This window comes from Arthrobacter sp. D5-1, from assembly GCF_017357425.1.
Classification (GTDB): Bacteria; Actinomycetota; Actinomycetes; order Actinomycetales; family Micrococcaceae; genus Arthrobacter.
Genome location: NZ_CP014571.1, coordinates 4,318,765 through 4,330,248, shown reverse-complemented (window position 1 = coordinate 4,330,248; position 11,484 = coordinate 4,318,765). Strand labels below are relative to the sequence as shown.

Below are 11,484 nucleotides of genomic sequence, written 5' to 3'. Positions count from 1 at the left end.
GGGGCCGGGACGGGTAACAGAGTTACGGCGGTCATAGCGTGGGGGAAACGCCCGGTCCCATTCCGAACCCGGAAGCTAAGACCCACAGCGCCGATGGTACTGCACCCGGGAGGGTGTGGGAGAGTAGGACACCGCCGGACAACCATTAAGGCAAGAGCCCCGACCACAGGTCGGGGCTCTTGCCCTTTAACCACCCAACCCCTAACCGAGGCAAAGCGGCTCTTCACGGTTCGTGGTGAACGTTCTGCCGTGAGGGATGTTCATGCCGCTGTTCTGGCGGCACTGCGCAACAGGATACGGGTTTTGTAGTTGCGTGCGTTGGTGAATCCCCGACCCGTCCTCTTTATGTGTTTTATCGCGGTGTTGTTGGCTTCCACTTTCGCGGTTGTCGCACCGGTGACAATGAGGACTTCGATCTCTTTCCACCACCGGCAGATTGTGCGCCACAGCCGGTTCGTCTCCGGCTGCGCGGCTCGCTCGACCAGGACCTGCAGCCGGTCCTTCGCGGCGGCAGCGTCGGCAAGAGAGCCGGTAGTCAGCAGGGCCCGGAGCTGTTCCTTGACCAGCCACGCGGCCTGCAGCTTCCCGGTGACATCGTCGGTCGCGAACACGTTGCTGAGCCTGTCCCGGGCCCGATCCGAGAGCGTGTCCCCGGCGCGCAGGAGCAGTCGCCGGTTGGCCCAGACCGGATCGATGGAGCGCCCCCGCCGACCATGGGTCTGCTGGGTGAGTCGTTGCCGGACTTCGGTGAGCATGTCGTTGCCGAGCTTGACCAGGTGGAACGCGTCGACTGAGACAGCGGTGCGTGGAAGCCACATCCGCAGGGCCTTGCGGAACGCCGCCGAGGGGTCGATGGCAACGACCTGCACGCCCAGCCGCCACTGAAGCGGGCGGGCGAACAGCCAGTCTCCTACCCCCTCGCTGTCGCGGCCGTCAACGATCCCGAGGACTTGTCCGGTGTCGAGATCGACGATGGTGGTCATCCAGGGTTCGTAGCGTTTCCAGGCCTTCGTGGCAGGGTCGCGGAAGAACCGCACGGACCGGTAGCGGTGTTCATCGATGCCGAGCATCCGCGGTGCCAGGGCATCGACATCGGGCAGCGTCAGCGCCGCGGAATCCAGTGCCCGCTGGACAAGCCACCACGAGACACCGAATGAAGAGGCAGCCTCGGCGGCGGCCCTCCCGGAACCGATCACGGCGGCCACCAGGGCCTCACGGAGCCGGCGGGTGGACCGTGCCCGGCGCGGTACCTCGGCTGTCTCCTCGGTGAATGTCCGGCGGGGGCACAGGTACTCATCGCAGAAGAACCTCCGCTTGGCCCAGACCACTTCGACCGGGCCGGCGACAGGGATGTCACGCAGGCGTTGTGACCGGCGTGAATGCACGCGGGTGCTGATCACGCCGCAGGACGGGCAGCCGGCCTCGGCGGTGGCCACGACGCGGATCCGTCGCTGCCCGAAGGCGAGGACCTCGGTGCCGGTGACCCGGTAGTCGGGCAGGTTGAAAATGGCGGTGGCAGCATCGGGGCGCGGCGAAGTAGGCTCGTTCAAGGCTCGTAGCTCCTGACTCTTGATGAATGCGTAGAGAACATCCATCACAGCAGGGCTACGAGCCCTTCAGATTTCAAGACACGGAACCTGTTTCACCATCAACCGCGAAGAGCCGGCAAAGCATCCATCAACCGGGAAGATCCGGTGAGCTCCAGAAATCGGCCACATGGGGCGCCAGTGATTTGCCTTGCTGAAATCCTGCTCGGGCCGCTGACGGACGCAAGGACAGATCCATCGCCCTGACGCCGAACATGTACTCGGTTTCGTTGTGAGGAAAGATTGTTTCAACCTGGCTGCCGTTGGCATGCAGCACGTCCACCTGCCCAGCGAGGTGCATGCCCCACTCCAACGGAGTCCGCGTACGGCCGCCGAAAGGGGCCAACACCAGCACCCGTGAGTACCCAGTTGCCAGGTCTGCGTTCTCGGCGTTGGCGCGGTATCCGCCGTCGATGTACTGGTTGCTGCCGATGCTGTAGGCGAAGCCGCTGGCGCAGCTGGCGGCAACTGCGTCTACCAGATCCACTCCGCTGTGGCGGTGGAATACCACCGGATCACCCGTCCGGGCATCCACCGCGGTCAGGAGGATTGTCCGTTCCGGCCACTGCGCTTGGGGCAAGCGGGTTGCCATTGTGTCACGCCATCGTGCGCTGCAGCCTTCCAGGGCTTCGGCCATGTCAATGGCTGCTGCCCCCAATCGCCGGCGCATATCGGCCATGTCCGTGGAAGCACTCATGATGTTGCCGGTCCGTTCCATCTGGTCCACTACTGGCCTGGCGCCAGACCCAACCACGCCAAACCCGGCCACGCCAGACCCAACCCGGCCAGCCCCGTACATTGTTCGCCGGTTCCGGCGGGGATGCGGCAACGATGGCATCAAACAGCTCGGTTGGGGTGGCGCCGGCGAGTTGGGCTGCGGCGGTGGACCCTGCTGAGGTGCCAATGGTCAGGTCTGCGGTGGTGACGTCCAGCCCGGCGTCGAACAGGCCGGCGATAATTCCGATCAGCCACGCGTTGCCGGTTGAGCCGCCGCCACCGAGGACCAAGGCCCGTCGGGGCGTTGCCGGTCCCGTGACGGCCGAATCGGCGTCGACATGTGGCTGGGACTGGGCGGGCGCCGGTAACCCGGGCGCCGTCGTCGGGCCGGCGTTAAGTGATGAAGTAGTTGATGTGTCCATGGGAGTCGCCTTTCGCGAAGTGCGTGACGGACGCTCCCACTCGCGACCAGCTCAGTCGCGGGATCGTGGACTGCAGGGAGCGCCCACTATGGATACTGCGTTCATGGGTCTCACCTCCTGTCGAAAGTTCACGATCACGCGAAAAGTTATCACTCTGTAGGCACCTGCGCAATTGTTGGGCAGGCGCCGGTAGAGTCTGGGGATGAATCTCACACGATACGTCTCCCCAGGCGCGGGCAGAGCGGGCGGCGAACGGGTGAACCTGCGCCCTGTTGAGCTTTCAGACGCGAAAGACCTGGCTGCTGCTTATCTGCGTAATCGAAGGCATTTGGAGCAATGGGAGCCCATCCGTGGAGATGACTTCTTCACCGTGGGAGGCCAGGAGGCTTCGATACAGGCCAAGCTCGGCCTCTATGCCGCTGGCAGCGAAGTGCCATGGGTCGTCACCGGCAGCCGGGGCATTCAAGGAATGATCACACTGACCGGCATTGTCCGCGGTCCATTCCAGAACGCCAATCTGGGCTATTGGATTGATGCGGAATGCACCGGCAGGGGTTTGGCGTCGTGCGCGGTTGCCGCCGTCGTGAATATGGCAACAGAGGAGCTCGGCCTCCATCGGGTCCAGGCCGCGACACTGCTCCACAACACAGCGTCCCAAGCTGTCCTCAACCGATGCGGCTTCGAACGGATCGGCGTTGCGCCCGCCTACCTGCACATCGCGGGGGAATGGCAGGACCACCTTTTGTTCCAGCGCGTCCTGTTCTGATGGGGCACAGCGGGAGGTCTGATGGGCAGCATGGGGGGGCACGGGCCAATGCCGTAGGGTACGCCAAGGGCGTAAAGCACCCCTAAAAACCCCGAAAATCCGGTGATTTTGGTCAAAAAGGCGCGGAAACACGCGGAATTTGCTGGCCATGCCAGCCCAAGCTGGTAAGTTTTCGAACAGTGGCTTGCTCGCATTCCGCTTGAAAGCTCAAAAACGTATGAGTCCAGGAGGACGTAAATGGCTAAGAACCGTAGTGAACTCGTTGCAGAGGTAGCAGGCAAGGCTGGCACCAGCCAGGCAGCAGTCAACTCCGTGCTCGATGCACTGTTCGAAGTTTTCGAGACTTCTGTCGCCGCCGGCGAGAAGATCACCATCCCGGGCTGGCTCGCAGTTGAGCGCACCGACCGTGCAGCCCGCACCGGCCGCAACCCGCAGACCGGCGAGACCATCCAGATCGCAGCCGGCCACAGCGTCAAGCTGACCGCTGGCTCCAAGCTGAAGGCTGCTGTCGCAAAGAAGAAGTAATTACTCTTCGGCGAACGCCTGGAAGGGACGGCAACCTGACGGTTGCCGTCCCTTCTGCTTTTTACCTATCCACATAGCACCCGTGATGCACATAGCACCCTCCCGATTCGCAGCCTTGCGACAGGTAGCGGACAATGGATGAGTGCCATCAGCAAGAAATTCCGCAACTGCCCCTTCGCCTGTTCCCACGCCGGGAGCGCGGGGAGGCACTACAGTCGCGGGGATTTCCGTACCGTGGCAATTGGCCGGTCTGGCGGCGCTGTTCCTGACGCTCGCCGCGGCACTCATCTTCTCAGGTGCTTCCGCAGCACGGCAGGTCTCGGACCCCGGCGAGTTGGTCCGGTGGGGCCTTCCGGTCGCAAAGGCCATCCACAACGTCTCCGTGGCAACTGTGGTGGGCGGTTTGATTTTTGCAGTCGGCATCTTGCCCAAGAACCTCGGTGGCTCGCGGTCCCGCGACAAGAATGTTGAAGCACCCGAACACCCCGCTTTTGCCCGGGCCCTCGCCGTCGCTGCAGCCGCGGGAGCAGCATGGACATTGTCCGCAGTGGCAGTCCTCGTCCTGACCTACGCAGACGTAGCGGGCCAAGGGCTCTCCGGCGACGCCGAGTTCACCCGTTCGCTGGTGTACTTCATGACGGACATCGAGACGGGCAAGGCTTGGCTCGCCGTCACCATCATCGCCGCAGTGGTCACTACCGCGCTGTTCGGGGTGCGCTCCTTGACCGGGCTGGCGTTCACTCTGCTGCTGGCCCTGATCGGGCTCATTCCCACCGCATTGATCGGACACTCGTCGAGTTCCAGTGACCACGAAGGCGCCATCAACTCACTGGGACTCCACCTCGTAGGGGTCTCTACGTGGGTGGGCGGAATCATCATGCTCGCTGTCCTTTCCACGATCCTCACGGGTTCCCGGAGCAAGGGAACGCCGGACATCACCGAACAAACCCTCCGGCGGTTCTCGGCACTGGCCGGCTTCGCCTTTGTGCTGGTGTTCGCCTCCGGCGTCATCAATGCTGCCATCCGCGTGACAAACCCCGCGGACCTGTTCGGCTCCCCGTACGGCCAACTCATTGTCGCGAAGTCCTTGGCCACGCTCGTGCTGGGTGGCATCGGGTTCATGCACCGCCAGTGGGTCATTCCCCAGCTCGGCAAGAACGGTTCCATGTCTGCCCGCCGCGTGCTATGGCAACTGGTTCTGGTTGAGCTGCTGGTCATGGGCGCCACGTCGGGACTCGCCGTTGCGCTGGGCCGATCGGCTCCGCCGCAGCCCACCACCTATGCGCCTGATGCATCGCCGTCGTTCATCCTCTCCGGCTACGAGCTCCCACCGGAGCTCACTCCGGAACGCTGGTTGACGGAATGGCGATTCGACTGGCTGTGGGTGGGAGTGGCGCTGTTTGGTGCGGTCACCTACATCATGGGCATCATCAAGGTCCGCAGGCGCGGAGACAAATGGTCCTGGTTCCGATCGGTGAACTGGCTGATCGGCCTCGTGGTGCTGACGTACATCACCTCCGGTCCGCCTGCCGTTTATGGCCGCGTGCTGTTCTCTGCGCACATGGTGGACCACATGGCCCTGACCATGGTTGCTCCGATCTTCCTCGTTTTGGGCGCACCCGTCACGCTTGCCCTGCGGGCACTGCCTTCCAGGGGAGAGGGAGCCCACGGCTCACGGGGACTTCGCGAATGGCTGCTGCTGTTTGTGCATTCCAAGTTCTCGCAGATCGTGACACACCCGTTGTTCGCCGCAGCCAACTTCGCAGGTTCCATCGTCCTGTTCTACTACTCGGACCTTTTCGGCCTCGCGATGCGAGAGCACGTGGGCCACGAGCTCATGAACGTGCACTTCCTTCTGACCGGCTACATCTTTGTGCTGAGCATGATCGGCAGCGATCCTCTGCCCCGCCGCGCGCCCTACCCGATGCGCCTGCTTCTCCTGCTGGCCACCATGGGCTTCCACGCGTTCTTCGGCGTGGCCATCATGGGTGGCACCGGGCTGCTGGCAGCCGACTACTTTGGAAACCTGGGCCGCGCCTGGGGTCCGTCGGCCATTGGAGACCAGCAACTGGGTGGCGCAGTTGCGTGGGGAATCGGCGAAGTACCCACATTGCTGGTGGCGATCGGAGTGGCCGTGATGTGGTCACGCTCGGATGAACGGGAGACCCGTCGCGTTGATCGTGCCGCGGACAGGAATAACGACGCCGACCTGAGCGCTTACAACGATATGTTTGCCCGGCTCGCTGACCGCGATGCCAAAATGGCAGGCCGCACTGCCCAGCCTTCCAGGACGGTCGAACCATCCCGGACCGCCCAGGCCGAACGTGGCGACGCCGAGAGCAGCAATGCCGAACGCGGCGACGCCGAGAGCAGCAATGCCGAACGCGGCGACGCCGAACGCAACAATGTCGAACGCCCAGACTCTGCAGTGCAGACTGAACCGAACACCAAGCTGGAAGGACGCTGATGAGCGAAACCGTACGCACCCAACTCCGGGTCCGGGCCTCCGAACTGGAGGGCCGCGGCTGGCTCAACACGGGCGGCAAATCCTTGGACTTGGAGTCCTTGCGCGGCAAGATCGTGCTGCTGGACTTCTGGACCTTCTGCTGCATCAACTGCCTGCACGTTCTTGACGAACTGCGCCCCCTCGAGGAGAAGTACTCCGACGTCCTGGTGACGGTGGGCGTACATTCGCCCAAGTTCGAGCACGAAGCGGATCCCGTAGCGCTGGCATCGGCCGTTGAGCGCTACGAGATCCACCACCCGGTCCTGGACGACCCGGAACTCGCCACGTGGAAGGCCTACACGGCCCGTGCCTGGCCCACGCTGGTGGTCGTCGATCCCGAGGGGTACATCGTGGCCCACCTTTCCGGCGAAGGCCACGCCGACGGCCTGGCTGTCCTGCTGGAAGAACTCGTCGCCGAGCATGAAGCCAAGGGAACCCTCCATCGCGGCAACGGCCCCTACGTGGCTCCCGTGCCGACGTCGGGCACTTTGCGTTTCCCGGGCAAAGCCACGCAGCTGCCGAACGGCAACTACCTCGTAGTCGACTCCGGCCACCACCGTCTGGTGGAGCTTCGACCGGACCTGGAAACCGTAGAGCGCGTAATCGGCTCCGGCACCAAGGGGTATCTGGACGGCCAAGCGGAGATCGCACAGTTCAATGAGCCCCAGGGCGTCGCGTTGCTCCCGTCGGAGCTTGCATGGAAACTGGGCTACGACGCCGTGGTGGCCGATACCGTCAACCACCGCCTCCGTGGAGTGACACTCAGCTCCGGTTACGTGCAGACCGTCGCCGGAAACGGTGTGCAGCGGTTGCTCGACGCCGGACCTGCCCGAGTGACGGACACGGGCGCCGGTACTTGGTCTGAACATCACGACGCCGGCCCGGCTGACTTCGCGGCCGACGCCATTGATGTGGGGGCGCTGGGTCTGGGCACCGAGGTTTCCCTGTCCTCACCGTGGGACGTGGTGTGGAGCGATAAGCTGCAGCGCGTTGTTATCGCCATGGCCGGCACACACCAGATCTTCGCCTTCGACCCCCTGGGCAACGAGGTTTCCATCCTGGCCGGCTCCGGTCTGGAGGGCCTGCTGGACGGCAAGGCTGAAGAGGCCTGGTTCGCCCAGTCCTCCGGCCTGGCGATCGACGCCGAGGGCAACATCTGGGTTGCGGACTCGGAAACGTCGTCCCTTCGCCGGTTGGTGCTGAGCGACTCGGGCGTCACCGTGGAAACCGCGGTGGGCAAAGGGTTGTTCGATTTCGGCTTCCGCGACGGCGAGGCCGCTGAGGCCCGGTTGCAGCACCCCTTGGGTGTCACCGTCTTGCCGGACGGTTCTGTAGCCATCGCAGATACTTACAACGGCGCCGTCCGCCGCTACGACCCCGCTACCAAGTCGGTGTCCACGTTGGCGAGGGGCCTCGCTGAGCCTAGTGATGTCGTGGTGGTCCAGGTGGAAGGCAGTGAGCCGCTGCTTGTCGTGGTGGAGTCCAACAAGCACCAACTGGTCCTGGTTCCGATCCCCAAGGAAGCCCAGCAAGTGGACGAAGGCGCTTCCCAGACGCACCGTCCCAAGAGCCCGGTGACCCCCGGCCCGTTGGAACTGGCCGTCCGTTTCACTGCGCCGACAGGCCAGAAGCTGGACGACCGATGGGGCGATCCCACGCAGATGAAGATCTCTTCCACGCCGCCGGAACTCCTGGTCTCCGGAGGCGGAACATCGGTGGGCTTGCTGCGCACCCTGGAACTCTCCGCCGACGTTCCCGAAGGCATCCTTCACATCACCGCCCGTGCGGCTGCTTGTGATGGGCCTGAAACTGAGGACGGCGAAATCCCGGACCACGCCGCCTGCCACCTCTACCAGCAGGATTGGGGCATTCCGGTAGTCCTGCAGGCCGACGGTGAGTCCGAGTTGGTGCTGGACCTGCGCGGCATGGACTAACCCACTGACTGAAATGGCCCGGGCCCACTTTTCGATAGGTTGGCCCGGGCCTTTTTCATGCCCTGGAACTGGTCGAAGGCGAGCGAGTGCGGCGGGCCGGTGCAGCAGGTGAGTGCGGCCGACGTGCCAATGGCAGGCCTGTGCGGCGGGCCGGGGAAGCTTAGAAGGTCAGCATCGGGGTGACTGTCACAGTGTCGGCGTTGACATCCAGTTGGGTGGTGAAGCTGAAATCGTGCTCAACGCTGAGGTCGTTGACGTACCCGGTGAACAGGTTGATTTCCCGGGCGGTCAGGGTGGCCTTGCCGTTCAGGGGAGCCACCACCCATTTGCCGCCGAAAGGTTCGATAGTGATCTTGGGGTATTCCGTGATGGCCCACTTGATGGTTCCGTCCACCACACGGGCGTTGCTGGCGTGGTAGAAGGGGCAATCGGGCTGGAGCCGTTGCTGTTCGGTGGCCTGCGCCGCGCAGCTGTCCAGGAATTCGCGGACCTTCCCGGCGACTGCCTCGTTCATGGACTTGGTGGAACGCGTCTGCAGGTTCAGGGGAGCCTGGCCGCCGTCGCGGGTTGAGACGAGGGCCGAGGTGGGCGGCGCCTCGAAGAAGGTCCCGTTGAGGCTGGCCTCGTACTTACCGGGGAAGAAGACAGCGAAGGTGTTGCGGCCATTGGGCATATTGACGGGCACACCGTTGAGGGTGGCTTCGCTGGCATTGACCACCGTGACCTCAATGGTGGGCAGCGTGGTGGGCACGAACGCCCACTTGGCGAAGAACAGCCACTGCGTCCCGGTCCGTTCCATCAGGAACTCGGTGTGGAGTTTGCTGCCGTCCAGGGTGTAGTCGACGGGGACTGCCACGCGGTTGCTGCCCCGCGATTCAGGGTTCCCCACTGTGACGTCGGACATCTTGGAAGCGGCTGTTTGCAGGGCGGTGCCATCCAGCATGGCGGCGTTCGAGCTGGGCACTTTGGCCCGCAGGAGGCCCAGCGCTTCTTCGCCTTCGCCCTTCTGCAGCGCCGCCAGGTACTCCTTGACGGGCTGTTGTGGGCTGGCCACCGACGAGCTCACCAAATTGATGCAGACGATGGCCCCGGCGGCAGCAAGCATCAGACCGAGCAGCCATCCGGCTGCGGTCTTGACGAACGCTTGACTCAACTGCACGCCCTTTACGTTACCTGCCGCGGCAGCGATCACTGTGCAGGAAGGCGCCGATATGACGTATGTCCACCGATTGGAGAAGGCTCGACGGCGGGCGGCAACAAGCGTTGTTGCCACCCGGCGTCGTACTGGTGCCCGTCAGGCGGGACTAGCGGCGGCGCCGTGAGGAGGTGCCGAAGACGCCGCGCATGAGGTCACGGCCCAGCTGCGTGCCCATGGACCGGACCATGCTTTTCAGCCCGCCGCCCAGCGCACCACCGAGGGCGCCGGCGATGTCTCCGAACATGCCATCCTGCTGGGCCGGAGCCTGCTGCGGAACTGGAGCAGGCGCGGGAACCGGGTAGGGCTCAGGTGATGAGGACCGCGAGCTGGGGCGGCCGAGGATCTCTTCCTCGATCCGGCGCGCTTCGGCGTCGATGTCGGACTGGGAAACCCCGGAACCCCCCGATGATGCGGAAGGCACCGGTGGCAGTCCCGGAGCAGCATCGCCGGTGGATACGGCGGCCTGGCCACTCAACTTCTCGTACGCGGAGAGGTTGTCCACGGCGGTGCCGTACTTCACCAACAAGGAGGACCCTGCCACGGTGCTCTTGATGAGGTCGTCCGCGCTGGGACCCATGACGGACTCCGGGGCGCGGAGCCGGGTCAACGCAACCGGTGTGGGCGCACCCTTCTCATTCATGACGGTGATGACGGCCTCGCCGATGCCCGCGGACGTGAGCGTTTCTTCGAGGTCGTAGTCACTGACGGGGAACGTGGAGACGGTGGCCTTCAACGCTTTGGCATCCTCGGGGGTGAAGGCGCGCAAGGCGTGCTGGATGCGGTTGGCGAGCTGGCCCAGGACGTCAGCAGGAACATCCTTGGGTGTCTGCGTGACGAAGAAGATGCCCACCCCTTTGGAGCGGATGAGCCGGACGGTGGTGGTGATGGCGTCGAGGAAGGCCTTGGAGGCGCCGTTGAACAGCAGATGGGCTTCGTCCAGGAAGAAGACGAGCTTGGGCTTGTCCAGGTCGCCGGCCTCGGGGAGGTCCTCGAAAAGATCGGCCAGGAGCCACATGAGGAACGTGGAGAACAACAGGGGCTTGGTCTGCAGCGTTGGCAATTCAAGGCAGCTGATCACGCCCCGGCCATCCGGCGCTGTGCGAAGCAGTTCGGCGGTATCGAACTCGGGCTCGCCGAAGAACTTCTCCATCCCCTGGGCCTCAAGGGTGACCAGTTCGCGGAGGATCACGCCGGCTGTGGCTTTGGAAAGCCCGCCAAGGTTTGCCAGTTCGGTCTTGCCCTCGTCCGAGGTCAGGAACTGGATGACCGCACGGAGGTCCTTGAGGTCGATCAGCTCCAGGTTGTTCTTGTCCGCGAAGTGGAAAATCAGTTGGAGGCTGGATTCCTGCGTGTCGTTCAAATCCATGATGCGCGAGAGCAGGATAGGCCCGAACGAGGTGATGGTGGCACGGACGGGAATACCGTGGCCATCCCCACCGAGCGAGAGGAACTCAACGGGAAAATTCTTCGCAGACCACTCCTGCCCCAGCGCCGAGGTGCGTGCGGTCAGCTTCTCACTGCCGGTGGCGGGCGTGGCAAGTCCTGAAAGATCACCCTTGATGTCCGCGAGGAAAACCGGGACACCCGCCGTACACAGCTGTTCGGCCATCATGTGCAGCGTGACCGTCTTGCCGGTGCCCGTGGCGCCGGCCACCAGTCCGTGCCGGTTCATCATGGCGAGCGGGAGCCGGACCTGGGCCTCTTTGTGGATTTCACCGTCCACGATCGCGGCGCCCAGCTCGATGGTGGCACCTTCCAGGGTGTACCCCTGCTGGATGGTGGCGAGTTTCTCGGCAGTTGTTGCAGTGGGTTTCTTGGCCATGCGCATAG

At 64.0% G+C, this 11,484-nt stretch carries 7 protein-coding genes, 1 rRNA gene and 1 pseudogene; 5 read left to right on the top strand and 4 right to left on the bottom strand.

Features of this window, described 5'->3' with window-relative positions; translation table 11 throughout:
• Positions 1-23: 23 nt before the first annotated feature.
• Positions 24-140 (top strand): 5S ribosomal RNA (rrf, locus tag AYX22_RS19970).
• Positions 141-260: 120 nt separating this feature from the next.
• Here the strand turns inward: rrf and AYX22_RS19965 are convergent.
• Positions 261-1,595, bottom strand: coding sequence for an ISL3 family transposase (locus AYX22_RS19965; RefSeq protein WP_231941989.1), 1,335 nt, complete (start codon positions 1,593-1,595; stop codon positions 261-263).
• A gap of 82 nt (positions 1,596-1,677) precedes the next feature.
• Positions 1,678-2,725 (bottom strand): annotated as a pseudogene (locus AYX22_RS19960) (patatin-like phospholipase family protein).
• Positions 2,726-2,927: 202 nt separating this feature from the next.
• On the opposite strand from AYX22_RS19960, the gene AYX22_RS19955 reads away from it, so the two are divergent.
• The 4 genes from AYX22_RS19955 (at position 2,928) to AYX22_RS19940 (ending at position 8,456) form a co-directional block, all read left to right on the top strand.
• The gene (locus AYX22_RS19955) at positions 2,928-3,491 is read left to right on the top strand and encodes a GNAT family protein (RefSeq protein ID WP_207595229.1); all 564 of its coding nucleotides are present in this window, start codon (positions 2,928-2,930) and stop codon (positions 3,489-3,491) included.
• A gap of 237 nt (positions 3,492-3,728) precedes the next feature.
• Positions 3,729-4,016: an HU family DNA-binding protein gene (locus AYX22_RS19950; RefSeq protein ID WP_011776355.1), complete on the top strand. Its 288-nt coding sequence runs from the start codon at positions 3,729-3,731 to the stop codon at positions 4,014-4,016.
• Positions 4,017-4,257: 241 nt separating this feature from the next.
• Positions 4,258-6,483: a cytochrome c oxidase assembly protein gene (locus AYX22_RS19945; protein WP_242703650.1), complete on the top strand. Its 2,226-nt coding sequence runs from the start codon at positions 4,258-4,260 to the stop codon at positions 6,481-6,483.
• Entirely contained in the window at positions 6,483-8,456 is a 1,974-nt protein-coding gene (locus AYX22_RS19940) for an NHL domain-containing thioredoxin family protein (RefSeq protein ID WP_207595227.1), read from the top strand. The genes AYX22_RS19945 and AYX22_RS19940 overlap by 1 nt, the downstream gene beginning before the upstream one ends.
• Positions 8,457-8,616: 160 nt before the next feature.
• On the opposite strand, the gene AYX22_RS19935 is transcribed toward AYX22_RS19940, so the two are convergent.
• Positions 8,617-9,645, bottom strand: coding sequence for a hypothetical protein (locus tag AYX22_RS19935; RefSeq protein ID WP_207597663.1), 1,029 nt, complete (start codon positions 9,643-9,645; stop codon positions 8,617-8,619).
• 115 nt (positions 9,646-9,760) lie between these two features.
• Entirely contained in the window at positions 9,761-11,482 is a 1,722-nt protein-coding gene (locus AYX22_RS19930) for a helicase HerA-like domain-containing protein (RefSeq protein ID WP_207595226.1), read from the bottom strand.
• Positions 11,483-11,484 lie beyond the last annotated feature (2 nt).

What these genes read in the sequence shown, in the direction of transcription:
- AYX22_RS19940 (WP_207595227.1), top strand. Translation starts at nt 6,483, where the DNA reads ATGAGCGAAACCGTACGCACCCAACTCCGGGTCCGGGCCTCCGAACTG.
- AYX22_RS19965 (WP_231941989.1), bottom strand. Translation starts at nt 1,595, where the DNA reads ATGGATGTTCTCTACGCATTCATCAAGAGTCAGGAGCTACGAGCCTTG.
- AYX22_RS19930 (WP_207595226.1), bottom strand. Translation starts at nt 11,482, where the DNA reads ATGCGCATGGCCAAGAAACCCACTGCAACAACTGCCGAGAAACTCGCC.
- AYX22_RS19955 (WP_207595229.1), top strand. Translation starts at nt 2,928, where the DNA reads ATGAATCTCACACGATACGTCTCCCCAGGCGCGGGCAGAGCGGGCGGC.
- AYX22_RS19950 (WP_011776355.1), top strand. Translation starts at nt 3,729, where the DNA reads ATGGCTAAGAACCGTAGTGAACTCGTTGCAGAGGTAGCAGGCAAGGCT.